General features: G+C 66.7%; 23 protein-coding genes and 1 tRNA gene. 12 read left to right on the plus strand and 12 right to left on the minus strand.

The window, feature by feature from the left end; all coding sequences use genetic code 11:
* Window positions 1-29: 29 nt before the first annotated feature.
* From AC6IY7_RS17505 to AC6IY7_RS17515, 3 genes are all read right to left on the minus strand, one after another.
* Entirely contained in the window at window positions 30-2,375 is a 2,346-nt protein-coding gene (locus AC6IY7_RS17505; protein ID WP_497780676.1) for a TonB-dependent receptor, read from the minus strand.
* 228 nt (window positions 2,376-2,603) lie between these two features.
* Complete coding sequence (locus tag AC6IY7_RS17510) at window positions 2,604-3,908, minus strand: dihydroorotase (protein WP_497780677.1); 1,305 nt, start codon at window positions 3,906-3,908, stop codon at window positions 2,604-2,606.
* A 43-nt stretch (window positions 3,909-3,951) separates the two neighbouring features.
* A complete protein-coding gene (locus AC6IY7_RS17515; protein WP_497780678.1) occupies window positions 3,952-4,542 on the minus strand; it encodes a hypothetical protein in 591 nt (196 codons plus the stop codon).
* A gap of 144 nt (window positions 4,543-4,686) precedes the next feature.
* On the opposite strand from AC6IY7_RS17515, the gene ftsE reads away from it, so the two are divergent.
* From ftsE to AC6IY7_RS17535, 4 genes are all read left to right on the plus strand, one after another.
* The gene (gene ftsE, locus AC6IY7_RS17520) at window positions 4,687-5,349 is read left to right on the plus strand and encodes a cell division ATP-binding protein FtsE (protein WP_497780679.1); all 663 of its coding nucleotides are present in this window, start codon (window positions 4,687-4,689) and stop codon (window positions 5,347-5,349) included.
* On the plus strand, window positions 5,336-6,337 hold the full coding sequence (locus AC6IY7_RS17525; RefSeq protein WP_497780680.1) for a cell division protein FtsX: 1,002 nt from the start codon (window positions 5,336-5,338) through the stop codon (window positions 6,335-6,337). Before ftsE ends, AC6IY7_RS17525 begins: the two co-directional genes overlap by 14 nt.
* Before the next feature lie 162 nt (window positions 6,338-6,499).
* Complete coding sequence (locus AC6IY7_RS17530) at window positions 6,500-7,138, plus strand: YdcF family protein (protein WP_497780681.1); 639 nt, start codon at window positions 6,500-6,502, stop codon at window positions 7,136-7,138.
* 153 nt (window positions 7,139-7,291) lie between these two features.
* On the plus strand, window positions 7,292-8,068 hold the full coding sequence (locus AC6IY7_RS17535; protein ID WP_497780682.1) for a lysophospholipid acyltransferase family protein: 777 nt from the start codon (window positions 7,292-7,294) through the stop codon (window positions 8,066-8,068).
* A gap of 3 nt (window positions 8,069-8,071) precedes the next feature.
* Here AC6IY7_RS17535 and thpR read toward each other — a convergent pair whose 3' ends face one another.
* Together thpR and AC6IY7_RS17545 are read right to left on the minus strand one after the other, a co-directional pair.
* Window positions 8,072-8,656 (minus strand): RNA 2',3'-cyclic phosphodiesterase, encoded by a 585-nt coding sequence (gene thpR, locus AC6IY7_RS17540; RefSeq protein ID WP_497780683.1) that lies wholly within the window; start codon window positions 8,654-8,656, stop codon window positions 8,072-8,074.
* Between the two features lie 284 nt (window positions 8,657-8,940).
* Window positions 8,941-9,552: an arylesterase gene (locus tag AC6IY7_RS17545; RefSeq protein ID WP_497780684.1), complete on the minus strand. Its 612-nt coding sequence runs from the start codon at window positions 9,550-9,552 to the stop codon at window positions 8,941-8,943.
* Between the two features lie 180 nt (window positions 9,553-9,732).
* Here AC6IY7_RS17545 and AC6IY7_RS17550 point away from each other — a divergent pair, with 180 nt between their 5' ends.
* From AC6IY7_RS17550 to AC6IY7_RS17570, 5 genes are all read left to right on the plus strand, one after another.
* Window positions 9,733-10,422 carry an ABC transporter ATP-binding protein gene (locus AC6IY7_RS17550; RefSeq protein WP_497780685.1) on the plus strand — a complete coding sequence of 230 codons (690 nt, stop codon included), beginning with the start codon at window positions 9,733-9,735 and terminating at the stop codon, window positions 10,420-10,422.
* Window positions 10,419-12,977: an ABC transporter permease gene (locus AC6IY7_RS17555; protein WP_497780686.1), complete on the plus strand. Its 2,559-nt coding sequence runs from the start codon at window positions 10,419-10,421 to the stop codon at window positions 12,975-12,977. The genes AC6IY7_RS17550 and AC6IY7_RS17555 overlap by 4 nt, the downstream gene beginning before the upstream one ends.
* 163 nt (window positions 12,978-13,140) lie before the next feature.
* Window positions 13,141-14,151, plus strand: a complete 1,011-nt coding sequence (locus AC6IY7_RS17560) for a DUF2232 domain-containing protein (RefSeq protein WP_497780687.1) — start codon at window positions 13,141-13,143, stop codon at window positions 14,149-14,151.
* Between the two features lie 44 nt (window positions 14,152-14,195).
* Complete coding sequence (gene rplI, locus AC6IY7_RS17565; protein ID WP_497780688.1) at window positions 14,196-14,762, plus strand: 50S ribosomal protein L9; 567 nt, start codon at window positions 14,196-14,198, stop codon at window positions 14,760-14,762.
* Between the two features lie 461 nt (window positions 14,763-15,223).
* Window positions 15,224-16,681 (plus strand): replicative DNA helicase, encoded by a 1,458-nt coding sequence (locus AC6IY7_RS17570; RefSeq protein WP_497780689.1) that lies wholly within the window; start codon window positions 15,224-15,226, stop codon window positions 16,679-16,681.
* 59 nt (window positions 16,682-16,740) lie between these two features.
* Here the strand turns inward: AC6IY7_RS17570 and AC6IY7_RS17575 are convergent, their stop codons facing one another.
* Entirely contained in the window at window positions 16,741-17,337 is a 597-nt protein-coding gene (locus tag AC6IY7_RS17575; RefSeq protein ID WP_497780690.1) for a glutathione S-transferase, read from the minus strand.
* A 52-nt stretch (window positions 17,338-17,389) separates the two neighbouring features.
* On the opposite strand from AC6IY7_RS17575, the gene AC6IY7_RS17580 reads away from it, so the two are divergent.
* Window positions 17,390-18,049: a class I SAM-dependent methyltransferase gene (locus AC6IY7_RS17580; protein ID WP_497780691.1), complete on the plus strand. Its 660-nt coding sequence runs from the start codon at window positions 17,390-17,392 to the stop codon at window positions 18,047-18,049.
* Window positions 18,050-18,112: 63 nt separating this feature from the next.
* Here AC6IY7_RS17580 and AC6IY7_RS17585 read toward each other — a convergent pair whose 3' ends face one another.
* The 5 genes from AC6IY7_RS17585 to AC6IY7_RS17605 all read right to left on the minus strand — a co-directional run bounded on the left by AC6IY7_RS17585 (window position 18,113) and on the right by AC6IY7_RS17605 (window position 24,414).
* Window positions 18,113-18,448 carry a hypothetical protein gene (locus AC6IY7_RS17585; protein ID WP_497780692.1) on the minus strand — a complete coding sequence of 112 codons (336 nt, stop codon included), beginning with the start codon at window positions 18,446-18,448 and terminating at the stop codon, window positions 18,113-18,115.
* 105 nt (window positions 18,449-18,553) lie between these two features.
* Window positions 18,554-19,111 carry a Uma2 family endonuclease gene (locus AC6IY7_RS17590; protein WP_497780693.1) on the minus strand — a complete coding sequence of 186 codons (558 nt, stop codon included), beginning with the start codon at window positions 19,109-19,111 and terminating at the stop codon, window positions 18,554-18,556.
* A gap of 45 nt (window positions 19,112-19,156) precedes the next feature.
* Window positions 19,157-19,792 carry a glutathione S-transferase family protein gene (locus AC6IY7_RS17595; protein ID WP_497780694.1) on the minus strand — a complete coding sequence of 212 codons (636 nt, stop codon included), beginning with the start codon at window positions 19,790-19,792 and terminating at the stop codon, window positions 19,157-19,159.
* A 228-nt stretch (window positions 19,793-20,020) separates the two neighbouring features.
* Window positions 20,021-22,762, minus strand: coding sequence for a DNA gyrase subunit A (gene gyrA / locus AC6IY7_RS17600; RefSeq protein WP_497780695.1), 2,742 nt, complete (start codon window positions 22,760-22,762; stop codon window positions 20,021-20,023).
* A gap of 386 nt (window positions 22,763-23,148) precedes the next feature.
* Window positions 23,149-24,414 (minus strand): hypothetical protein, encoded by a 1,266-nt coding sequence (locus AC6IY7_RS17605; protein ID WP_497780696.1) that lies wholly within the window; start codon window positions 24,412-24,414, stop codon window positions 23,149-23,151.
* Between the two features lie 175 nt (window positions 24,415-24,589).
* Between AC6IY7_RS17605 and AC6IY7_RS17610 the strand changes: the two genes are divergently transcribed.
* Together AC6IY7_RS17610 and AC6IY7_RS17615 are read left to right on the plus strand one after the other, a co-directional pair.
* Complete coding sequence (locus AC6IY7_RS17610; RefSeq protein ID WP_497780697.1) at window positions 24,590-24,907, plus strand: GCG_CRPN prefix-to-repeats domain-containing protein; 318 nt, start codon at window positions 24,590-24,592, stop codon at window positions 24,905-24,907.
* 150 nt (window positions 24,908-25,057) lie between these two features.
* Window positions 25,058-25,131 (plus strand) — tRNA-Cys (locus AC6IY7_RS17615).
* Between the two features lie 151 nt (window positions 25,132-25,282).
* Here the strand turns inward: AC6IY7_RS17615 and AC6IY7_RS17620 are convergent.
* Window positions 25,283-25,645: a hypothetical protein gene (locus tag AC6IY7_RS17620; protein WP_497780698.1), complete on the minus strand. Its 363-nt coding sequence runs from the start codon at window positions 25,643-25,645 to the stop codon at window positions 25,283-25,285.
* Window positions 25,646-25,675 lie beyond the last annotated feature (30 nt).

Here is a 25,675-nt window from a genome sequence, read left to right on the forward strand (position 1 = left end):
TTTTATCTTTTTAGATCAGAGCCATGAGCTCAGAACTTGACCTTGACGCCGCCATAGACGGAGACCGGCGCGCCTGGAACATAAGTTCGCGAATTGGTGAAGCCGCCGGCCGACGCGGTCGCATTGCCGTTGTTGTCGAAATAGGTCCCGAAAGTATAGTAGCGCCGATCGAAGAGATTCTGCGCGAGCGCATAGATCTCGACATTCTCGGTGACCTTATAGGAGGTCTTGAGATTGACGACGCCCCAGGAGGGCAGCGGCGTGTCGAGATTGGACTCGTCGCCGCGCAGCCGCACGCCGCTGGTGAAGACGTAATCGGCGCCGAACTTCCACTCGGGCGTAATGTAATAGTCGAAGCCGAGCTTCACGCGATGGCGCGGCACGCCGGGCATCACATTGCCCGGCCGCACATGGACGAGGCCGTTGGCGTCGGCGAAGGGATTGCTCTCCGACTGCACATTGAAGGCGCTGCGGAAGGTCGCGTCGATCAGCGCGTAATCGGCATAGAGGTTGAGCCAGTCGTTGCGCCAGGAGACGCCAGCCTCGACGCCCTGGCGGCGCGTGGCGCCGACATTGGCGAAATAGCCCCTGCCCTGGATCACATTGGACGGCAGCGAGATGATGTCGTCGCTGTTCACGGCGCGGAAGATGTCGACCTTCCATTCGAGCCGGCCATGATCCGGCCCGATGTCGTGAGTGCCGCGGAAGCCGATCTCGCCACTGCGCGTCACCACCTGCTTCAGCGGCGGATCGGCGACGAGGAAGCTGTCGATCGTGCACGGATGGTTGGCGTCGGCGCAGCCGTTCTCGAGCGCCGTCGGCGCGCGGTTCGCCTCCGAATAATTGCCATAGACGGTGAATTCGGGGATGAAAGTATAGGTGAGGCCGGCGACCGGATTGACGCGCTGATAGCTCTTGTCGCTGTTGAGGCGCACGCCGAGCCGATCATAGAGCGTGATTTCCGCGCTGTTGAAGCGCAGGCCCGCCGTAAGAGTGAGCTTGTCGGTCAGATCGAGCGTGTCGAGCGCATAGAGGCCGTAATAGAGATTGCGCGCGAACACCGACGAGGGCTGGAAGCCGCCTTCCGAGACCGAGTTGAAATATTGGAGCCCGGTCGAGGTGACGCCGAAATCGCCCTGCAGAATGCCGAGTTCCGAATAGCCGCGGAAGTCGGTGAATTGGCGATCGAAAGAGCCGCCGACGATGAGCTTGTTCTTGAAGTCGGCGATCTTCTCGTCATAGGTTCCCTGGATCGCGCCGCCATAGGAGCGCGAATGCGTGCGCGAATAATCGATCGTGGCAGGCAGGCCTCCGGCGAGCACCGAGGCTGGAATATAGGCGCCATTGGGTCCGATCAGGCGACGCTGGAGTGCGGTGGGGACGACGCCGAGAAACGGATCGTTGTCCTGGCAGACGAATGTTTTGGAGGTGCAGGTCTCCATATCGGCGATATTGCCGTCCGTATGCTCCTGCGCATAGTCGCGAAAATAGAAGTTGCCATTGAGCCTCAGATGATTGGTCGCCTCATAAGCGCCCTTCAGATTGATGAAATGCAGCTCGTTGGTCGAGCTCTGGGGCGTCGTGTAGACGGAGCTGTAATCGCGCTGGATCATCTCGACGGGCGTCGCCGCGGCGGCGCCGAGCCGCGTGGTCGCGCCAGTATAGTTCAAGTGGAATTCGGTCTTGTCGCCCTTATAGCCGAGATCGACATAGCCGCGCAGCAGCTCCGAGCCCGAGCGCTTGCGCCAGCCGCTGTCGCCGAGCGCCTCGAAGGCCGAATAAATGGCGAAATCGCCGAATTGCTGGCCGACCTGCGCCGCGCCATAGCGACGCCCGTAGGAGCCGCCCCGCCCTTCGAGCTCATATCCCTGCCAGGTGAAGCCGTTCTTCATTTCGAGCGTCAGCGCGCCGCCGAGCGCATTGAGGCCGAACAAAGGATTGCCGCTGACCAGCTCGCTATTGGCGATGGCGACCGTCGGAATGAGATCGAAATTGACGACGTCGCCGAAAGCCTCATTGATGCGCACGCCGTCCTGATAGACCGCGAGGCCCTGCGGCGTGCCGGGCACGGGAGAGGCGGTGAAGCCGCGATAGGTGAGATCGGGCTGAAACGGATTGCCCGCCACATCGACGATCGAGACGGAGGCGTTGCGACGCTGCAGCGTGTCGGTGATGACGAGCGCGCGATCGCGATCGAGATCGCTGCGCTTGGTGACGATGGGATTGGTCGGAACCTTCGACTTCTCGACTCCCGCGCCCGCCTCGGGCGCCGCCGCGATAATGTCGATGTCGGGCAGCGCCTCCTGGGCGCGCGCCTGCAGGGCAGGCGCCGCGGCGACCATCAGCGCGACGAGGGAAATTCGGGAACCAAGCATCGTTTCTCTTCCACATGACGGCCCGGCCGCTCGGGCGATTTTCTCGTCGAAGACGGCGCCGCAGGAAAACGAACGCAGAATCAGGGTTAACGCCCCGCCTTCGGTTTCGGGAAGTTACGGGCGGGAAACCTACGTATCTATTTCAAAGATTCACATTCGACTTGCCGGTTTTTCCCGAAACCGGCGAAAACACGGCGGAGACGCGCCTTTTTCAGGTCCGGCTACGTTTCAACCGTCTCGTCTTTCGAAGACGGATTGTCCCGCGACAAAGGTCGATTTCACCCGACCTTGCAGGCGCGCAGTGTCGAAAGGCGTGTTCTTGCAGCGGGAATGCAATTCGGCCGGATCGACGACGAAGGGTTCGTCGGGATCGAAGCGGATGAGATCGGCCGGCGCGCCTTTGGCGAGGCGCCCCTGCTCCAGGCGCAGAATTTCCGCCGGCCGCGTCGACATCGCCCGCAAAAGCGTCACCAGCGGCACATCGCCCGAATGGACGAGCCGCAATCCCGCCGCCAGCATGGTCTCGAGGCCGACGGCGCCCGCCTCGGCCTCGGCGAAAGGCAGGCGCTTCATCTCCACATCCTGCGGATCATGGTCGGAGACGATCACGTCGATGAGCCCGCTCGCCACGGCCTCGACCAAGAGGCGGCGCTCGTCCTCATGGCGCAGCGGCGGCCGCAGCTTCAGGAAGGTGCGGTAGTCGCCTATGTCGTTTTCATTGAGCGTCAGATGGTTGATCGTGGTCCCGCAGCTCACCTGCAGGCCGCTCGCCTTGGCCGTTTCCAGCGCCGCCAGCGACAGGCCATTGGCGACGATGGAGGCGTGATAGCGCGCGCCAGTGAGCGCCACGAGCCGCAGATCGCGATCGACGATGATGGCCTCGGCCTCGCGCGGCACGCCGATGAGGCCGAGGCGGATCGCCAGCTCGCCGTCATTCATCACGCCCTCGCCGACGAGATCGCGATCCTCCGGGAAATGAATGATCAGCGCGTCGAAATCGCGGGCGTAGGTCATGGCCCGGCGCATGGTCTGGGCGTTGCGCAGAGAGCGCTTGCCGTCGGAAAAGGCGATCGCGCCGGCCTCGCGCAGCAGGCCGAATTCGGAGATCTCGCGCCCCTCGCGCCCCTTGGTGAGCGCCGCCATGGGCAACACCCGCACGCGGCCGGTGTCGCGGGCGCGGCGCAGCACAAAATCGACGACCGCCGGATCGTCGACGGGCGGCGAGGTGCCGGGCGTGGCGACGATGGTGGTGACGCCGCCCGCCGCGGCCGCGGCCGTCGCGGTGGCGATGGTCTCGCGATGCTCGGCCCCCGGCTCGCCGACGAAGGCCTGCATGTCGATGAGGCCGGGCGCGAGCACATCGTCCGCGCAATCGACGATTCGCGCGCCCTGCGGCGCGGCCTCGGCCTTCAGAGCGGGGCCGAGATCGGCGATTTTTCCGTCGCGGACGAGAAGGCCCCCGCGCGTCTCCACGCCCGAGGCGGGGTCGACGAGGCGGGCGTTGACGAAGAGAAGAGGCGCATGCGGCGGCATGGACGCCTCCTTAGGCGATTTCCTGCGCCAAGGGAACGTCGCTTCATCTCGCCGATCGATCAGCCTCGTCGAGGCTGGCGAATCGCACCTGCACTTCGGTCCCGTCGGCGGGCGGCGAGGCGAGGCGAGCGCGGAACTGCACGCTCTCGCCGGCCGAAAGCCGCATCTTGGGCGCGGCGGCGGTCCAGACATAGCGTTCGCGCCCGTCGGCCCCGCGCACGGCGAGCGCCATGGGCGGCACGCGACTGGCCGAGCGCCGCAGATTGACGATCTCGCCCTCCACCGTCAGGACTTTGCGCGCGCCTTCGGTGACGATTTTGGAGGTGACGCCGCGCAGATCGAGCCCTGCCGCGCCGACCTTGAGGCCGATCGCCGAATAGAGCGCCGTCGCCGCGGGGACGACTCGCACGATCTTCTCGCGCATGCCGATGAGCGCCATGGCGCCGAAGATGATGGCGATGATCGCCGCGATCAGCGGCAGCACGCGCTCGCGCCGGTTGTCGACGAGATCGCTCTCGCGCGGCGGCTCGCGCCACAGAGGGGAATCGTCCCGCCCGTCCGAATGCGGCGCAGGGGCCGGGCAGACCGGTGGCGAGCAGACCGGTGGATTATGCCTGACGAGGTCGTTGCGCATGGGCCGGTCTCCGAGCCGCCGGCGCCCGTCTTCGGAATCGGCCGCCGAACCTGTCGTCGATTAACCGCCGATATGGTTAATGCGCGATGAACTGCTAATCTCTCGGGCAGCGATTCTGACCCGGCCGCCAATGGATGCACGCCCTTGCTGAGCTTCGAGAACGTCGGCCTGCGCTATGGAAACGGAAGCGAGATATTGAGCGATCTCGCTTTTTCCATCACGCCGCGCTCGTTCCAATTCCTCACCGGCCCCTCCGGCTCCGGCAAGACGACGCTGCTGAAGCTCGTCTTGATGTCGCTGAAGCCGACACGCGGACGAATCACCCTCTTCGGCCAGGACGCCGAAACGCTCGACAAGGACGCGGTGACCGAGATCCGGCGGCGCATCGGCGTCGTCTTCCAGGACTTCCGCCTGCTCGACCATCTGACGCTCTACGAGAATGTCGCTCTGCCGCTGCGCGTCATCGGCCGCGAGGAGACGAGCTATCGCGCCGAGGTGCTGGAGCTCTTGCGCTGGGTCGGGCTCGAGGAGCGCATCGCCAGCCGGCCGAGCGTGCTCTCCGGCGGCGAGAAGCAGCGCGCCGCCATCGCCCGCGCATTGATCGTGCGGCCGGAGCTGCTGCTCGCCGACGAGCCGACCGGCAATCTCGACCCCACTCTGGCGCGACGGCTGCTGCGGCTCTTCGTGGAATTGCACAAGAGCGGGACCTCGGTCGTCATCGCCACCCATGATCTGGCGCTGATGGACCAATATGAGAGCGCGCGCCGGCTGGTGCTCGCGGACGGGCGGCTGCATGTCTTCGAATGACGCCAAATCCCCGCCGGGCCTGCGCCGCCCCGCTCAGCCGTCGGGCCAAGGGCCGCGCGACGCCGCGCTCGAGGAGACGCTCGGCCGCGAGACGCCGCTCGTTCCGACCTCCTCCATCGCCGGACGCTCGCTCGTCATCGTCATCGCCATCATGACCTTTCTCGCGGCGCTCTCGGCCGGGGCGGCGCTGATGGTCGCCGACGCCAGCGTCGACTGGCGGCGCGAGGTGGCGCGCGAGGCGAGCGTGCAGATCCGCCCCCTGCCCGGCCGCGACATAGAGGCCGACGTCAGCCGGGCGACCGCCGTTCTCGTCGCCGCCGAGGGGGTGCGCGACGTGCGCGTCTACACCAAGGCCGAATCCGAGGCGCTGCTCGCGCCCTGGCTCGGCCAGGGCCTCGATTTCGCCGAGCTGCCCGCCCCGCGCATGATCGTCGTCAAGCTGGACGATAGCCGCCGCGCCGATCTCGACGCGCTGCGGCGGGAGCTCGCTCAGTCCATTCCGAGCGCGGCGCTGGACGATCATCGGCTCTGGGTGGAGCGGCTCGGCCAGATGGCGCGCACAGTGGTGGCGGTGGCGGCGCTCGTCTTCGTGCTGATCGTCGTCGCCATGGGGCTCGCCGTCGCCTTCGCCACGCGGGCGGCCATGGTCGGCAATCGCGAGATCATAGAGGTGCTGCATCTCGTCGGCGCGGCCGACAAATACATCGCCCAGCAGTTTCAGCGCCGCTTTCTCGCGCTGGGGTTGCGCGGCGGCTTCATCGGCGGCGGCTCGGCCATGGTCTTCTTTCTCTTCGCCGGCTATCTGGCGAGCCGCTGGACGGCGACGCCGGACGGCGACCAGCTCGAGGCCATGTTCGGCAGCTTCTCGCTGGGACCGCTCGGCTTCACCGTGGTCGGCGGCATATCGGCGGCGGCGGGACTGCTCACCGGCTTCATGTCGCAGGAGATCGTCTTTCGCCAATTGCGGCGGCTGGACGGGGCCGAGTAAACTCTCCTTCGGCATAATCATCGCCCGGCGCTGGACGGCCTCGAGCGCCGCTTCCATCTTGCCCGAGGAACCGAGGCCGGCGACGAGGAACAACGCTTGCGAGCCTATGCGCGAGACGCGGGAGCAAAAGGAGCCGCGCGCGGACGCTGGCGCGGCGTAGCCTTGCTTCTCTTCTGTTTTCTCGCCTCGGCCTTTGTCGCCGGCTTCATCGGCTTCGCGCTCTCGCTGGAGCGGACCGAATCGACTTTGACGGTGCAGGCCGACGGCGTCGTCGTGCTGACCGGCGGCTCCGACCGCGTCTATGAGGCGGGCGGGCTGTTGGCGCGCGGTCAGGCGCGCCGGCTGCTCATCACCGGGGTCAATCGCGCCACGCGCGGCCATGAGATCGCCAAGCTCCTGCCTGTCTCGCGCGAGCTGTTCGACTGCTGCGTCGATCTCGGCTATCGCGCCCAGGACACGATCGGCAATGCTCTGGAGACGCGCGACTGGGCGCGGGCGCGCGGGATCAGCAAGGGCTCGCTCATCATCGTCACCTCCAATTACCACATGCCGCGCGCGCTGGCCGAGCTCTCGGCGGCGCTGCCGGAAGTCGAGCTCTATCCCTTCTCCGTCGTCAGCGATCATTTGCGCGTCGAGGACTGGCTCGGCGATCTGGCGGTGACGCGGCTCATCGCGGCCGAATATGTCAAATATCTCTATGCGCTGCTGCGCACCCGGCTGCTCGAGCCGGGCCTCTCGGCCACGGCTTCCGGACCGGTCGGGGCGGCCGCCGTCTCGGAGCCTCGGGCGCAGCCGCGCTGAAAATTCGCCGGCCCGGCGCCCTCGCGGCGAGAAATGCTCCGAGCAGAAGGCAGGATTTTTTGTTGAAAAACTGGTTCCCACTTTTTCGAAATCCTGCTTAGAAGGCGTCGCCAACCCGCCCTAGCCCCGCGAAACCGTCAGGCGACCAACGCAATGCTCTTCCTGCGCTCGCTGCTGTTCCACATCGTCTTTTTCGTCAATCTGATGACGCTGCAGATCCTCTGGCTGCCCGGCCTGCTGATGCGGCGGCAGGCCTCCATGCAGCTCGGCCGCGTCTGGGGGCGAACGTCGCTGTTCTGGCTCGAGACGATCGTCGGGCTGAAATTCGAGTTTCGCGGCCTCGAGAATATTCCCGAAGGTCCGATCATCGTCGCCTGCAAGCATCAGTCGATGTGGGAGACCTTCGTCCTGCCGCTGCATTCGCCGGACTTCTCCTACATTCTCAAGCGCGAGCTGGTGTTCATCCCGTTTTTCGGCTGGTATCTGATGGGCGCCGAGCAGATCGGCATCGATCGCGCCAAGGGCGGCAAGCTGCTGCCGCAGCTCATCGAGAAGACCAAGGCGTTGTTCGCCGAGGGGCGGCAATTGTTCATCTTTCCGGAAGGGACGCGGCGGCCCGCCGGCGCGCCGCCGCTCTATAAATTCGGCGTCGCCCATCTCTATCGCGAGACCGGCGCGGCCTGCCTGCCGGTGGCGCTGAATTCCGGCCTGTTCTGGGCGCGCCGCGCCTGGATCGTGCGGCCGGGAACCGTCGTCATCGAATATCTGCCGCCGATCCCCGCGGGTCTCGAGCCGCGCGAATTCTTCCAGCGCATGCAGGACACGATCGAGAGCGCCTCCGACCGCCTCATCGCGGAGGCGGTCGCGCGCGATCCCTCGCTCGCCGCTGTCGTGGAGCGCGGACGCAAGGCGGCCGAGGCGGCCGCCTGAGCCTCAGCGATCGTAGGCGGTGAGCTCTCGCTGACCGGCGCCGACCGCCTTGCGGTCGCGCAGCGGATAGTCGGCCTCGACGATATAGGGGCCGCCGCCGACCGAATCGCGCGAGGAGAACAGCACGAAGCGCGCCGCCTCGAAGCGCATGGGCGGGAAATAGCCGCGCGCGCCGAGATAGGTCGCGACCGCCGAGCAGGACGCGCCGCGCAGGCGGGCGAGCGTCACATGCGGCACGAATTTGCGCGGCTCCGGCGGGATGCCGATGCGCCGCAGCAGTCGCTCCTGCTCCGCCTGCAGCTCTGCGAGAGCCGAATCGGCGCGCGCCTTCACCACGACGGCGCGCGGCTTGTCGCCGCCGAAGCTCGACAACTCCTCCAGAGTGATCGAAATCGGAGCGCGGCGGATCGCGGCGAGGGTGAGGGCGGCGTCATGGCCGAGCGCATCGTCCACATCGCCGATGAAACGCAGCGTGATGTGATAATTCTCGGCGTCGATCCAGCGGGCTCCCGGCAGGCCTCCGCGCAGAGCGGCGAGATCGCCGGCGATAAGACGGGGGATTTCGAGGGCGGTGAACAGTCTGGGCATCGGAGGTCCTCCATCCTGGCCTCGCAAGGCGCGCGGGAGCGAGAAAAGGCCGAAGTCGCTGTCTGCTCGCTGAGCCCCTGCCCGGCCGCGTCGCGGCGGAGCCCGGGGCCGATGTCGGCGCCTCCTCGCGGATCGGCGCGCCGCATCGCCCGGCGCGCGCTAAGGACGGTGAGCGCACTATAGCCAGAATGGGACGGCTGTAACGAAAATCCCGCAGGCGGCGGGAGTTTTTTTCCGATCGGCCGAGAGTTGCGCGTGAATTCGCTCGTCCGCCGCCGCGCGATTCAGCGCTGGGCGGCGGCCCGGCGCTTGGATTGCAGCGAATCGAGGCTCTTTTCGACGAGCGGGACGACGCCGGCGACAATCCTCGCCACGCCCGCCCGGCTCGGATGCAATCCGTCGACGAGGGTCATGCCCTTTTCGCCGACGACGCCGTCGAGAAAAAAGGGATAGAGCGGCAGGCCGCGCCGCGCCGCGAGCTCGGGAAAAATAGCGTCGAAGGATTTTTTGTGATCCGCGCCGAAATTGGCGTTGGCCAGCATTCCGGCGAGCAGGACGTCGAGGCCCCGCTCCTGCGCCGCGGAGACGATCTTCTCGAGATTTTCGCGCGTCGTCGCCGGCTCGAAGCCGAGCAGCATGTCGTTGGCGCCGAGCTCCACTATCAGCAGATCGCCGCCGTCGCGCAGCGCATAGGAGAGGCGGGAAGCGCCGCCGCGGGTCGTGTCGCCGGAAACGGCGGCGTTGACGACGCGGGCGTCATAGCCGTCGGCTTTCAGCCGCGCCTCGAGCTGCGCCGGAAAGGCGGCGTCGGCCGGGAGCTGGAAGCCGGCGCTCAGACTGTCGCCGAAGGCGATGACGCGCAGCGGCTCGGCCGCCGCCGGGCGCGCGAATGTCATCAAAAGCGCCAGAAAAGCGGCGGCGCACAGGAGAGCGATCGGGCCGAGAGGCCGAAAGCGCGGCCGGAGACTGGAAACAGCGGCCGCCTTCGCATATGTCGGGGCGGGCGTCTGGGCCGGATCGCGGAACGCGAACCGGCGAGCGGCGCAGCGGCAAACCATTTCAGGACCTCCCCCAAAGTGCAGCGTCCGGTCATCGAACTCGAGGATGTCGATCTCACCCTCGGCGCGGGCGCGGCGCGCGTCCATGTGCTCAAGAACATAAGCCTCTGCGTGGCGCGCGGCGAGGCCGTCGGCCTCGTCGGGCCATCGGGCTCCGGAAAATCCACATTGCTGATGACGCTCGCCGGGCTCGAGCGGCCCGATTCCGGCAAGGTGCTCGTCGACGGGAGCGATCTCGCCCGCCTCGACGAAAACGCGCTGGCGCGGTTCCGTGGGGGGAAGATAGGGGTCGTCTTCCAGTCTTTCCAGCTCATCGCGACGATGACGGCGCTGGAGAATGTCGCCGTGCCGCTGGAGCTCGCCGGCCGCGCCGACGCTTTTACGCGCGCGAGCCGAGAGCTCGAGGCGGTGGGCCTCGGCCATCGCCTCTCGCATTATCCAGCGCAAATGTCCGGCGGCGAGCAGCAGCGCGTCGCGCTCGCCCGGGCGCTCGCCCCCGATCCCGTCATTCTCGTCGCCGACGAGCCGACCGGCAATCTCGATTCGGAGACCGGCGCGGCCATCGTCGATCTCATTTTCGCGCAAAAGGCGCGACGCTCGGCGACGCTGGTGCTGGTGACGCATGACGCCTCGCTCGCCGCCCGCTGCGACCGCGCGATCCGGTTGCGCTCCGGCCGCATCGACGGCGAAGAGGCGCGGAAGTCGTGAGACTCGGCCTCGCCTCGCGTCTGCCGCTGGCGCTGCGTTTCGCTTTGCGCGATCTTTCCGGCGATCTGCGCGGTTTTGGCGTCTTCATCGCCTGTATCGTCATCGGCGTCGCCGCGATCTCCGGCGTCGGCGCCGTGTCGCAATCGCTCGCCGAGGGCCTCGCCCGCGAGGGGCGCGTGATTTTGGGCGGCGATGTCTCCGTCGCCACCACCATGCGGCGGCTGTCACCGCGGGAGCGCGCGTTTTTCGAGCGAAATGGCCGCGTCTGCGAGATCGCGCTGATGCGGGCCATGGCGCGCTCGGCGAGCGGCGAGGCGGCGCTCGTCGAAATAAAGGCGGTCGATTCGGCCTATCCTAACGCCGGCGCGGTCGAGCTCGCGCCGCCGCAGGCGTTGGCCGAGGCGCTGCGCCAGCGCGAGGACGCCTTCGGCCTCGTCGCCGATTCGACGCTGATCGCCCGTCTCGACCTCAAAGTGGGCGATCACGTGAAGATCGGCGCCGGCTCCTTCACGCTGACGGCGGAGCTGGCGAGCGAGCCCGACAAGCTCGCCGGCGGCTTCGGCTTCGGCGCGCGCGTCGTGATGAGCCAGGAGGCTCTGCAGGCGACCGGGCTCGTGCAGCCGGGCGCCGTCCTGCGCTGGTTGACCCGAATCTCGCTCGGCGGCGCCGGCGCGATCGCCAGCGACGCGGAGGTCGAGCGTTTCGCGACGGCGCTGTCCGCGGCCTTTCCGGAGGCCGGCTGGGATTTGCGCAAGCGCGACGCCGTCTCTCCGCAATTCTCGCGCAATCAGGAGCGCTTCACTCAGCTCCTGACGCTGGTCGCGCTGACGGCGCTGGTCGCGGGCGGCGCCGGCGTCGCCAATGCGGTCGCCGGCTTCGTCGACAGAAAGCGCGACGCTTTCGCAATATTGAAGGCGCTCGGCGCGCCGGCCTCGCGCGTCTTCGCCATGGCGCTGGTCGAGGTCCTGCTCGTCGCCGGCCTCGCCGTCGTCGCCGGCCTGGCGCTCGGCGCGACTTTCCCCTATCTCGCCGATTTCACTCTTTCGGCGTCCATCCCTCTGCCCTTCTCGCCCTCGGTCGACGCGCGCTCGCTCGGCGTCGGCGCCGCCTATGGGCTACTGGTGGCGCTGATTTTCGCGCTGCCGCCGCTCGGCCGCGCCTATGGGACGCCGGTCGCCCGCCTGCTACGCGACGAGGCCGAGGAGACAGCCCCTCCCCGCATCTTTCTGCTCGCCGCGCTCGTGGCGGCCGCGCTCCTCGTCGCTCTAGTGATGGCCACGGCCGCCGACAAGAAGCTCGCCGCGACCTATATCGTGGCCACGGCGGCGGCCTTCGCGCTGCTGCGCGGCGTCGCGTCGCTGGTCGTCCGCGCGGCGCGGCGCGTCTCTCATGTGCGGAGCGCGCGCCTGCGCCATGCGATCGGCAATATCCGCCGGCCGAAGAGCCTCGCCGCGACTTTGATCGTCTCGATCGGCGTCACCCAGACGCTGCTGGTCGCGCTGGCGCTGATCGAAGGCTCGATCCACGCGGAATTGTTCCAGGCGCAGAAAAGCCGCACGCCGAGCTTCTATTTCGTCGATGTCGCCAAGGAGCAGGTCGGCGAATTCGTGACCTTTCTCTCCTCTTTCGCCGCCGACGCCCATATCGAGCATGTGCCGATGATGCGCGGCCGCATCGTCGCCGTGAAAGGCGTCCGCTCCGAAAATCTGAAGGCGCCGGAGGAGATCGCCTGGGCGCTCGAGGGCGACCGCGGCGTGACCTTCTCCGCCGCGCCGCCGAAGGGCTCCGAGATCGTCGCCGGAAGCTGGTGGGGGGCGGAGCGCAGCGGCTCTCCCCTCGTCTCGCTGGAGGCGCGCGTCGCCGAAGGGCTCGGCATAGAGATCGGCGACGAGATCACCGTCAATGTGCTCGGCCGCGACGTCGCCGCGCGCGTCGCCAATCTGCGCCGCGTCGATTGGCGCAGCTATGGCATTAATTTCATGATGGTGTTCTCGCCCGACGCTTTCGCCGACGCGCCCTATTCGGAAATCTTCACCGCGGCTTTCGCCGATCGCGACGACCCGTCTCGCGACAAAAGGCTCGTGCGCGACGTGGCGGCGCGCTTTCCGCAGATCGCGGCGCTGCGGGTCAAGGATGCGCTGGAGGCGGTCGAGAAGATCGCCGATCAGCTCACTTTCGCCGCGCGGGCGGCCGCTGGCCTCGCCATCGTCACGGCGGCGCTGGCGCTCGGCAGCGCCGTGGCGGCGAGCCAGCGCGGGCGCCAGCGCGACGCCATCGTGCTGAAGACGCTCGGCGCGACGCGCGGCTGGCTGACCAGCGCCTTCGCCCTCGAATTCGCGCTGCTCGGCCTCGTGGCCGGACTCTTCTCGGTCGTGGCGGGCGCCGGCGCGGCGGGCTTCATTCTCGAGGCGCTGATGAAAATGCAGTTCGTCTTCCTCTCCTGGCCGGTCGCGCTGACGACGCTCGGCGCGCTCGTCTTCGCCGTCGTCCTCGGACTGGCGGGGAGCTGGCGCGCGCTCGGAGAGAGGCCCGGCCCGGCGCTGCGCCGCCAATAGGGACGAAAAGGGCCGAACGGCGACGTTTTCGGCTGTCGGAAGCGGCTTTTTCGTCACGCACCCTTGCCGTGAGAGAGCGGTCGCCTTAAAAGGCGGGCTTCGCCGGCGTTCAGGGGGCTGGACGCGAGATGATCGCGCTCGCCCTCGAACAAGCGTAGAGCCCATGCCCCAGCTTTTACCCGAACGCAAGAAACTGCCCGTTCCCGACAATGGGGATTTTTCGCTGCCGCAAATCTTCGCCTCGATCGGCGGAGGCCTCGCCGGCGCGGCCGTGTTCGCGGTCCTCACCAAGGGCACTTCGGCGGCGGTTCTGTTCGCCTTTCTCGCGCCGCTGCCGATCTTGATCGTCGCGCTGGGTTTCGGCCTGCGCCATGGCGCGACCTCCGCCCTCATCGCGACCGGCCTTCTGTCGATCTGGCCCAATCCGGTCTTCGGCGTCATCTACGCCCTTCTCGTCGCCGTTCCTGCTCTCGCCGCCGCCTATGTCGCGGCCGGGGCGCCCTGGCGCGGACGCGAGCTCGTGACGTCCCATGCGCCGGCCTGGGCGGTTCTCGCCGTCGGCGGCGTGGTGGCGACAGCGGTCTCCATCGCCGTCACGATCGCGGCGATTCGATTCGGCGGCCTCGACGAGGCGCTCAATCCGCTGCGCGCCCGCGCCTTCATGGCGATCGAGGATCTGGTGCGCACGCAGGAGCTCGGCGACAAACTCGATCCGAGCCAGCTCTCGGCGCTCGTCGTCTTCGCTTTTCCGGCGACGCTCGCCGCGCTGACTTTGTTCAGCCATGCGCTCAATTTGTGGGGCGCCGGCCTGCTGGCGCGCGCCTCCGACGCGCTCCCCCGCCCCTGGCCCGACATTGCCCAGGACTTCGTGCTGCCGCGCGCGGTCGCCGGATTGTTCCTCGTCGCCAGCGCCATGGCCTTCCTCGGCGATCTCGCCGGCGAGATCGGACTCGTTTTCGCCGAGACGCTCGGCCTCGCTCTGGCGATGCAGGGGCTCGCGGTCGTCCATGCGCTGCTGCGTGGGACGCGCGTCGGCGGCGTCACGCTCACCGTCATCTATATCGTCATCGGCCTGTTCGCCTGGCCGATCGTCCTGTTCACCGTGATCGGCGTCGTCGACGCGGTGTTTTCGTTCCGCAGCCGCAAGCGAGCGGCGCAGGCGCGGCGCGGCTGAGAGCGCCGCGGTAAATTCGAGAGAGACACGAGGAGATAATACCCATGGTCGATGTCATTCTGCTGGAGCGCGTGGCCAAGCTCGGCCAGATGGGCGACACCGTTCGCGTGCGCGACGGCTATGCGCGCAACTTCCTGCTGGCGCGCGGCAAGGCGCTGCGCGCCACCGCGACGAACAAGAAGCATTTCGAGACGCAGCGCGCCCAGATCGAGGCGCACAATCTCACCGCCCGCAAGGAGGCCGAGGCCGTCGCCGAGAAGCTCGAGGGGCAGACCTTCGTCATCATCCGCCAGGCCGGCGAGAGCGGCCATCTCTATGGCTCCGTGGCGCCGCGCGACATCTCCGAGGCGGCCACCGCCGGCGGCTTCACGCTGAACCGCAATCAGGTCGATCTGCAGCATCCGATCAAGGCGCTCGGCCTGCATAATGTGCCGGTCCATCTGCATCCGGAAATCGAGGTGAAGATCATCGTCAACGTCGCCCGCTCGGCGGAAGAGGCCGAGCGCCAGGCGCGCGGCGAGGCCGCCGCCGCCCGCGAGGAGACGACGCTCGACGATCTCGGCCTCGAGGTCGGCGCGGCGCTGGCCGAAGCCGGCGACGTCGAGCTCTGATCGCTCGCGACCGCTTCTGTTCGATTTAAAAAAGGCCGGAGACGCTCGCGTCTCCGGCCTTTTTCATACGCCGGCGATTCGCCGTGGCGAAATTGTCACACACAATTGATTTTGCGTGAGCGCGCCGAAAGATGCGCCGCGCATGTGGAAATGACTCACAAAGACGCCGCTCGCGCATTGGACGGGCCGCGCGCGATCTTTGCCATTGGCGCCGCTCTCCGCTTCGGGCAATGTCGCGGCCGTTCTCGAGTGCCTGTCGCAACGCGTTCAAGTGCATCGAAGACATCCATCAGAGGCAATCAGACGAACGGCCGGGCTGAGCATCCCCGAGATGGGGACGATCTCCTCCCGATCGCCATTCGCGCTCGACCTCCTCTCCCGAGGGGACCCAAAGCTCCGGCCTTCTGCGCGATGTCGTCGTCGCTGCGATTACCCCGCTACGTTCCGTTCCCGAGAGAGAAATGCTCGACCAGCCCGCCTATCGCACGCCGCCCCATAATATCGAAGCCGAGCAGGCGCTGCTCGGCGCCATTCTCGTCAACAATGACGCATTCGATCGCGTCTCGGATTTTCTGCGGCCGGAGCATTTCTCCGAGGAGCTGCACAGGCGCATCTTCGAGGTCTCCTCGCAGATCATTCGCGCCGGCCGCGTCGCCACCGTCGTGACGCTGAAGACGCATCTCGGCGATGTGGAGCTGCCCGGCGGCGTGACGATGCAGGCCTATCTCGCGCGATTGGCGCGCGAGGCGACAACGATCATCAACGCCGAGGATTATGGCCGCACGATCCATGATCTCTCCGTGCGGCGGGAGCTGATCGTCATCGGCGAGGATATCGTCAACGCCGCCTTCGACGCGGCGGTCGATCAGGCGCCGCGCCAGCAGATCGAGGAGGCCGAGCGCAAGCTCTATGCGGTCGCCGAGACCGGCCGCTATGACGGCGGCTTCCAGCGTTTCGCCGAGGCGCTCGCCACCGCCATGGATATGGCCAGCAGCGCCTATCAGCGCGACGGCCACCTCTCCGGCATAGCGACAGGGCTCGTCGATCTCGACGAGAAGATGGGCGGGCTGCAGAAATCCGACCTCATCATCGTCGCCGGCCGTCCCGGCATGGGCAAGACGGCGCTCGCCACCAACATCGCCTTCAACATCGCCAAGGCCTATGTGTCCGAGCAACAGCCGGACGGCTCGGCAAAGACGGTGAATGGCGGCATCGTCGGCTTCTTCTCGCTCGAAATGTCGGCCGAGCAATTGGCGACGCGCGTCATCGCCGAGCAATCCGGCGTGCCCTCCTACAAGATCCGCCGCGGCGACATCAACGAGGACGATTTCCGCCGCATCGCCGAGGCGGCGCGGGAAATGCAGAGCGTGCCCTTCTTCATCGACCAGAGCGGCGGCATCTCCATCGCTCAGCTCATCGCGCGGGCGCGGCGCCTCAAACGCCAGCGCGGGCTCGATCTGCTCGTCGTCGACTATCTGCAACTGCTCTCCGGCTCCAAATCGCGCAACGAAAATCGCGTGCAGGAGCTGACCGAGATCACCACGGGCCTCAAGGCGCTGGCCAAGGAGCTGGCCGTGCCGGTCATCGCGCTCTCGCAGCTCTCGCGTCAGGTCGAGAGCCGCGACGACAAGCGGCCGCAGCTCTCGGACCTGCGCGAATCCGGCTCGATCGAGCAGGACGCCGACGTGGTGATGTTCGTCTATCGAGAGGAATATTACCTGCGCAATCGCGAGCCGCGCGAAGGCACGGAAGAGCATATCGCCTGGCAGAACGAGATGGAGCGCGTGCATGGACGCGCCGAAGCGATCCTCGGCAAGCAGCGCCACGGGCCCACAGGCACGGTGACGCTCTCCTTCGAGGCGGAGGTGACGCGCTTCTCCAATCTCGCCGAGGAGGACAAGCTGCCGGCGCGGATGTAAGGTTTCTTCATGTCTTGGCAGCGCGTTTCACCACCGAGACACAAAGGACGCGAAGGCGATCAGGAAACGCGCGTCGCCTCGAAGGCCGGAACCTCGCGCGAGAAAGCGTCGAGCCAGGCGACGAGCGCGGGATGCGTCGCGCGCCAGGCGCCTTCGAAGCGCAGGTCCAGATAGGCGAGCGCGGCGGCGACGGCCACATGGCCGATCGTGACGGGGCCCGCCGGCGGATCGGCGTCGAGCATTGCGAGGGCGCGCTCCACCTTGCCGGTCTGCAGCGCGATCCAATCGGACGAGCGCAAATTCTCCGGCCGCATCGCCTCGTAGCGGATCAGCAGCGCCGCGTCATTGATTCCGTCGCCGAGCGCTTGCAGCGTCAGCGCCGCGATACGTTCGGCGGGCTCGGCCGGAAAGAGCTTGCCGCCGCCGGCGAGCAGGTCGAAATATTCGCAGATCACGCGGCTGTCGTAGAGCGTCTCGCCGCTGTCGAGAATCAGCGTCGGCACTTTGCCGAGCGGGTTCTGCTCGCGCAGGGAATCGGCCGGATCGGTCGTGTCGGCGCCGACGAGCTCGAGGCCGGCGCCCGAGCCGAGAATCTCGGCGACGATCCGCGCTTTGCGGGCATAGGGCGAGGCGGCGGAATAGCGTAGAATGGGCATAGGTTCTTTCCCGTCGAACAGGCGGATGGACGAGCAATAGGACGTTACGCAGATGACCGCCAGTCCCGAGCAGATCGTCGCCGGTCAAGCCGTCTATTCGCCCGCCGTTCTGCGGCTCTATGACATGCTCGTGCTCGGCCTCTCCAATCGCTTCATCTGGAAATGCCCGACGCCGCGCCTGCAGGCGCTCTATGACGCGCATGTTTCGGGCAATCATCTCGACGTCGGCGTCGGCACGGGATATTTTCTCGACCATTGCCGCTTTCCCGTCGCCGCGCCGCGCGTCGCGCTCATGGATCTCAATCCCGACGCGCTTCGCTTCGCGGCGGAGCGTATCGCGCGTTTCTCGCCGCAGACCTATCGCCGCAATATTCTGGAGCCGATCGCTTTCGATGCGCCGAAATTCGATTCCGTCGGCGTCAATTATCTCTTGCATTGCCTTCCCGGCGCGATCGCGGAAAAGACCGTCGTCTTCGATCATCTGAAGGCGCTGACGAATGACGGCGCCGTCTTTTTCGGCTCGACCTTGCTGCATGGCGGCGTCGAGCGCTCGGCCGCGGCGCGGCTGCTGATGGAGGTCTACAATCGCAAAGGCGTGTTCTCCAATACGGCCGACGATCTCGATCGCTTGCGCAATGCGCTCGAGCGGCGCTTCCGCAATGTCGAGATCGACATTGTCGGCTGCGCCGCCCTCTTCGTCGCGCGCGATTGATGCGCGCGATTGACGCGCGATCGAACGGACGCGCGAGCCTCGCGGCTCGCGAGCCCCGCAGACTCACTCGTAGATCGCGCTCAGCACCACATGGAATTTGGCGACCGAATTGCCGATATTCTTGATCTCGTAATGGATCTCGGTCTCGTCCTTGGTGTCGACGGTCTGCGACTGCGGGTTCGGCTTGACCTCCGTCACCGTGTAATGACGCCAAACGCGCGTCACCTCGAGCGACGTGTCCTGCGCGAAGCCGCTCGCCGTGCTGCCGGTGGCGAAGGGCACAGCCTGCGCATCCCACACCGCGTTGAACGGCGAGGCATTGTTCCACCAGCCATGAACAGTCGCGCCGGGCGCGAGGGTGAGCTCGGTCTTCGTATCGACGAAAAGCACTTTCGACATTTTCAATTTCCTCTTTGAAACCGTCGCGTGAAATGAATGCGATCGGATGCAGAGGAAACTAGGCGCGACGCTCCCGTGCGGCTGTGCGCGCGGACACAGAGGCGCTCACCGCGCTTCGCCGTAGACGGCCGAGAGCGGAAAGGAGAGACCGGGCGGGTCGAGCAGCACATCGCCCTCGCGAATGGCGCGCGTCAGTATATCGCCGCCCTGCCCGCGGCGATGATGGATCACGAGCGGCGCATCCGAATCGAAAATGAGATAATGCGCGACGCTCGCGATGCGGACATATCCATCGAGCTTGCCGAGAACGTCATTGCGTCCGGTGGATGGCGACAGCACTTCGACAATGACGAGCGGGCTTTCGACGAGCAGCGCGTCCGGCGGAAGCTCGGGACCGCAATAGAGCTGCGCGTCGGGCTCGAAGACGGTGGCGGCGTCGACGCGCACGGCGACTCCGTCCGGGAGAACATGGCAAGGCGCGCCGGCCCGGCGGACGGCGTCCTGCAAGGCGATGTAAGCGGCGCCCTTGGCTTTGGCGTGGGCGACGCGCTCCGACGCCTGAGCGAAGACTTCGCCGTCGACGAGCTCATAGCGGCTGGGCCGACCTTCGGCCCAGACGACGAACTCCTCTGCTGTCATCTTCGTCTTCGGCAGCGCGTTCATGAGACCGATCCTATCCCGATTTCGCCCCTCGCGCCATTCGGCGTCTCAGCCTTTCAGATCGTCGAAGGGCACCATCACATGCTGGCGATAGGCGGGCCGTTCGCAAAGGCGCGCATGCCAAGCCTCGACATTGGGAAGCGAGGGCCGCTCTATGTCGAGCGCGAAATAGCGAAACAAAGTCGTTCCGGCGGGAATATCCGCGAGGGTGAGCGCCTCGCCGGCAAGGAAGGGCCTGTCCGCGAGCCAGCTATCGAGAAATTTGTAATGCTGCGCGCAGCGCGCGATCGCAGTGCGGATCGCCGTCCAGTCGCGCTTTTCCTCCGGCGTTCGGTAATAGCCCATGAACACGCCATCGACGAAAGCCGGCTGCAACGACGATTGCGCCCAATCCATCCAGCGATCGAGATAGGAGCGCGCAGCCGGATCGGAAGGCCAGAACGCTTCGCCGCCGTGGCGCGCCGCGAGATAGCGCAATATGGCGTGAGACTCCCACACCACGACGCCCTCGTCGTCGATGACCGGAATGCGGCCATGCGGATTGCGCGCGCGAAATTGCGGATCGTCGAGGCCGCCGAAAGCGCCGCCGAGCGGCACATGGGCGTGATCGAGCCCGAGCTCGCCGACGAGCCACATGACCTTCTGCACATTGAAGGAGTTGCGCCGTCCCCAGATCGTGAGCATGCGTTCTTCCCCCTCTTCGACAGGCTGTGCGACGAGACGATTCTAGACCGATGCGCGCGCGAGCGCCATTGACGTGAGGTTGCGTTTGTCGAAGGGCCCTGACGTCGATGCGACGCATGGCGAGAAGAAACTCTCGCTCCGCCTATGCATAAACGAATTTCATGAAAAACCGGGCGTTTCGCCGAATGGAAGTCTCGGCGAAACGCGATCTTGGAAGAAATCCGAGGCTCAGCCCGCCTCGCCGCCGGCCTCGTCCTCCGCCTCGCCCGCATCCGCCAAATGCTCGACCGAGACGACGCGCTCGCCCTCCGCCGTGTCGAAGACGATGACGCCCTGCGTGCCGCGGCCGGCGATGCGTATGCCCTCGACCGGGCAGCGGATCAGCTGGCCGCCGTCGGTCACCAGCATGATCTCATCGCCGCGCCCCACAGGGAAGGAGGCGACGAGCTTGCCGTTGCGGGCGTTCACCGCCATGGCGACAATGCCTTTGCCGCCGCGTCCGGTGATGCGATATTCGAAGGAGGAGCTGCGCTTGCCATAGCCGTTCTCGGAGACGGTCAGGATGATCTGCTCGGCCTGCTCCATCTCGCGATAGCGCGCCTCGGTCAGCTCGATCGCGGTCGAGGCCTCCTCGGTCTCCGCCGCGCCCTCCTCCACGCCTTCGGCTCCCGCATTGCGCCGCTGCGCCGCCGCGCGCTTGAGATAGGCTGCGCGCTCGTCGCCGACGGCCTCGAAATGGCGCAGGATCGACAGGGAGATCACGCGATCGTCGCCGGCGAGCGCTATGCCGCGCACGCCCATCGAGGTGCGCCCCTGAAAGACGCGCACGTCGCTCACCGGGAAGCGGATGCACTGCCCCTCGCGCGTCGTGAGCAGAATATCCTCCTGCTCCGCCGCTGTGGCGACATCGACGATGGCCTCGCCTTCGTCGAGCTTCATGGCGATGATGCCGGAGCGGCGCACATCGGAGAAGTCCGAAAGCTTGTTGCGGCGCACCGTGCCGCCCGTCGTCGCGAATATGGCGTCGAGCGTCGCCCAGCTCGACACGTCCTCCGGCAACGGCATGATGGTGGTGATGCGCTCGCCCTGCTCGAGCGGCAGAAGATTGACCAGCGCCTTGCCGCGCGCCTGCGGCGCCGCCAGCGGCAGACGCCACACTTTCTCCTTATAGGCGCGGCCGAGCGAGGAGAAGAACAGCACCGGCGTATGGGTCGAGGCGACGAAGAGGCGCTGAACGAAATCCTCCTCCTTCGTCTGCATTCCCGAGCGGCCTTTGCCGCCGCGCCGCTGCGCGCGATAGGTCGAGAGCGGCACGCGCTTGATGTAGCCGGCGTGCGAGACGGTGACGACCATATCCTCTCGGGCGATGAGGTCCTCGTCCTCGACGTCGCCGTCGCCATCGACGATCTGCGTGCGGCGCGGAGTCGAATAGGCCTCCTTGACCGCGATCATCTCGTCCTTGATGATCCCGAACAGCCTTTCGCGCGAGCGCAAAATCTCGAGATATTCGGCGATCTCGGCGGCGAGCTTGTTCAGCGCCTCGGCGATCTCGTCGCGGCCGAGCGCGGTGAGGCGCTGCAGGCGCAATTCCAGAATGGCGCGCGCCTGCGCCTCGGAAAGGCGGATCGCGCCATCCTCGGTGAGCACATGGCGCGGATCGGCGATCAGCGCGACCAGCGGCGCCATGTCCTTGGCGGGCCATTCGCGCTCCATCAACGCTTCGCGCGCGGCGGCGGTGTCGGCCGAGGTGCGGATGAGGCGGATCACCTCGTCGATATTGGCGACGGCGATGGCGAGGCCGACCTGCAGATGCGCGGCGTCGCGCGCTTTGGCGAGGCGGAATTTGGTGCGCCTGGTGACGACGCTCTCGCGGAAGTCGACGAAGGCGAGCAGAACGTCCTTCAGCGTCAGCAGCTCGGGACGACCGCCGTTCAGCGCGATCATATTGACGGGGAAGCTCGACTGTAGCGCCGTGTGGCGCCAGAGCTGGTTGAGCACCACATCGGCGACCGCGTCGCGCTTCAGCTCGATGACGATGCGCATGCCGTCGCGGTCGGATTCGTCGCGCAGATCGGAAATGCCTTCGAGCTTCTTCTCGCGGACGAGGTCGGCGATGCGCTCGATCAGAGCCGCCTTGTTCACCTGATAGGGGATCTCGGTGAAGATGAGCGCCTCGCGCTCCTTGCGCAAAGTCTCGACCTCGGCCTTGGCGCGCATGATGATCGAGCCGCGCCCGGTCGTATAGGCGTTGCGTATTCCGCCCCGCCCCAGAATCGTCGCCGCCGTCGGGAAATCCGGGCCGGGCACGATCTCCATCAGCTCGGCGACGGTCATGTCGGGCCGGTCGATCAGCGCTATGGCGGCGTCGATCACCTCGCCGAGATTATGCGGCGGAATATTCGTCGCCATGCCGACGGCGATGCCGCCCGCGCCATTGACGAGAAGATTGGGGAAGCGCGCCGGAAGGACGGTCGGCTCCATCTCCTTGTCGTCATAGTTCGGCTTGAAGTCGACGGTGCCTTCGTCGATATCCTCGAGCAGCGCCAGCGCCGGCTTGGCGAGCCGCGACTCGGTGTAACGCATCGCCGCCGGCGGGTCATTGTCGACGGAGCCGAAATTGCCCTGCCCGTCGATGAGCGGCAGCCGCATGGAGAAGGGCTGCGCCATGCGCACCAGCGCGTCATAGATCGCGGCGTCGCCATGCGGGTGATATTTACCCATGACGTCGCCGACGATGCGCGCCGATTTCACGTAAGATTTATCGGGCGTATGGCCGTTCTCGTGCATCGAGAACATGATGCGCCGATGCACGGGCTTCAGACCGTCGCGCACATCCGGCAGAGCGCGGCTCACGATCACGCTCATCGCGTAATCGAGATAGCTGCGCTTCATCTCGTCGGCGATCGAAACCGGGCGAATATCGGAGCCGGGCGGGGTCGGTCCAGTGTCGTCTGTGTCGTTCTCGGCCAATGGCTCGCCAATCCGATCGATCGTCCGGCGCTCGCCGCGGCGCAAACCTGCCGCGGCGCTTTTGCGCCGGCTCTGTGGAGTGAGCGTCGTCTCGTCGTCGACCCGTCTCGCCGACGAAGGTGAGGCGAGTTGTAGAATCGCCGCTCGAGAGAGAGGCGGGCCGCGGAGGTCGCGCTCGCAGGACGTTTCGAGCGAGGCGCGCCGGAGGGAGCCTCGCGGCAGCCATAGACGACGCTCGAAACCGCCATTTTCCTATAGGCGATTCTCGTCTGCGACGCCAGTTCGCCCCGGCGCGCGCCGTCGCGGTTCCTCTCGGAGAAACACGGGTTTAGAAAAACTCCTCAAATCGCTTCCGATTCAATTTCGATCCAATTCGATTTCGATCGTCAGCTCTGCGCCGCGCGCAGCCTCCGCCGGGCGTTCATGACGATCGTCCGCGCGCTGGCGTCGCCCGGCTCCAGCAGCTCGGGCCCGTCCTCCTCGCTCGCCTCCCAGTCGGCGTTTCGTTCCCGCCCCTCCGATTCGACCAGGGCGATCACGCGATTGGAGGCGGCCGCAGATTTGGCCCCCGCCGGCTCGCCCGCCGCCTTCGCGCCGCCCAACCGCGCGCGCAGCGTGGTTGCGACTTCCGTCCAGTCCATGGTCTTCGGCTTCTTCGGCTTCTTCGGCGCGCCCTGCGGCGCGGCGACGGGCGGCTGGGGCGGCTGGGGCGGCCGCGCGTCAGCCTTTCCGGCGCGGAGCGTTGCTATTTTGGCGCCTATCGGCTCGACCTTGGAGCGCAGGGCGGCGATCGCCGTCTGAAGCGCCGCGAAACGGCTGGCGGCCGTCTTCCCGGGGGCCGTCTTCACGCCCTCGGCCGCGGAGCCGTTCTCTGCGGTCTTCACCGGCATTGGCGCGCTCTCGGCGGCCTTGGGGGCGGTGGGCGCGCGTTTGACATATTTCATGGCGAGCAGCCCGACGAGCGCGACAGCGGCGACGAGCGCCTGCCAGAGGGCGAGGGGCGAGTCGCTCTCGTCCTGCGGCGGCGGCTCTTCGGCGCGCGGCGCGGCGCCGGCCTGAGGCGCCGGCTCGGCTTGCTCGGCGACGGGCGCCTCGCCTGCTGGCGATTCGGCTTTCGTCGCGGCCTCTCCCGGCATCGCAGACTCCGGGGGCTTCTCCGCCGCAGATTCGGACCTCGCCTCGACCGCGGCTTCGATCTCCGCCGGGGCCTGCGTCGCCACCGCCGCCGGCTCCGCGGACGGCGCGGCGATGGCGGACTGCGGAGATTCGGCGAGCGCTTCGACGGGCGCGCTCTCGATGGTCGGAAGCGGCTCGCGCAGGAAAATCGGAGCCGCGGGAGCTGATTTCGTCGATTTGGCCGATGGCGGCGGCGCGGCGGCGGCCGCGACCGTCGGGGCCTCGGGAGCGGCCGCCGGCGCGGGGCGTTCGGTCGGACGCGCCGCCTTTTCCGGCTTGGAGGCGACGAGGGGCGCGAGCCTCACGACGATGTCGTCGAAGCCCTTGCCATTGGGGGCGCCGAGCTCCTCGATGATCGCTCCGCCGCCGCGGGGGCGGCGCGGGTCGGCGGCTGCGCATCCGATATTCGCGGCCACGGCCGCCAGGATCAGGCCGCCGGCCAGTAGGCGCCTGGACGGCGCGACAATCGATCTCATCTGCGAGCTCCGCTGGACTGAGGAGTCACGAGCTTGCCTCGCGGAGTTGAACAAAGCCTTAGCATTGCGATGAACGATCGGTTAACGCCGTTCTTCTCGGGCACCATTCACCACTGGTTCACCCGTGTGGGCCAATGCTCGCGTTATCGCTTCGCATTCCGATAGGAGGAGACAAATGAAGTTCAAGCTCGCTTTCGTCGCCGCACTCGCGCTCGCCGGCGTCGAAGCGCCGGCCGCTATGGCTTTGCCCGTCGCGCCGCTCGCGGACGGCGCCGCCGCCCCGCTGACGCAGGAGGTCGGCTGGCGCTGCGGTCCGGGCTGGCACGCCGATCCCTGGGGCCGTTGCGTTCCGCATCGTCGTCCGCCGCCGCCCGCCTATGGTCCGCGCCCGGGCTTCCGTCCGCCGCCGACGGCCTATGGTCCGCGTCCGGGCCGCTGCGGCCCGGGCTTTCACGCCAATCAATGGGGTCGCTGCGCTCCGAATCGCTGGTGATCGATCGCTGCGCGCCGAGACGACGAAGAATTCGCCGAGTTCTCGCCGAGCGCCGCGCAAAGTCTTGCCGTTCGTCTTGCCGTTCGCCGACAGGTCCTGTATGAGCGAGCCTTCTCACGTCGACGTCGAACTTTCGGCGTCGACGTCCGGGGCCTCGTGGCGGAGTGGCTACGCAGAGGACTGCAAATCCTTGTACGGGGGTTCGATTCCCTCCGAGGCCTCCAGTCTCCGCCTGGACGGCGAGCGGATAGAGTCTTTTGTTTTGACGCGTTTCCAACGCCGAACCGGCGTTCGCTTCGGCTGGAAACCTTCTAGCTTTCTTTTCTTGGAACGAATTCGGACCGATCGAACGAGTCCGTTCGATCGGAAAGCGCTCTAAAGCCGCTCGATGAGCAGAGTTTTCTCGAGAGCGCCCAATTTCTCCGGCAGATCGGCGACCGTATCCGCGAGAGCCGCGGCGAGCAGACTCTCCGCCACTTCATGCTTATATTCGTCGAAGACGGTTTCCAGCGCGTCGTAGGAGTCGTCGAGGATCGGACGGGCCAGCGCGACGCCGGACTGGTCGTCGACGGATTGGGCGAGGCGATCGAAGCGCGCCCGCGTCGATTCCGGCAGCATGGATAGAACCGCGCGCTCATAAGCGCCGTCGAACATATCCCGCAGCGCGAGCAGCGCGCGCATCAGCCGATAGAGCTCGATGACTTCGGGGCTATTGGATGCTCGGAAAAGTTGATCCATCGGAAATCCTACTCTCTTGAATTCAATATT

Source organism: Methylosinus sp. is20ea (genome assembly GCF_059718135.1).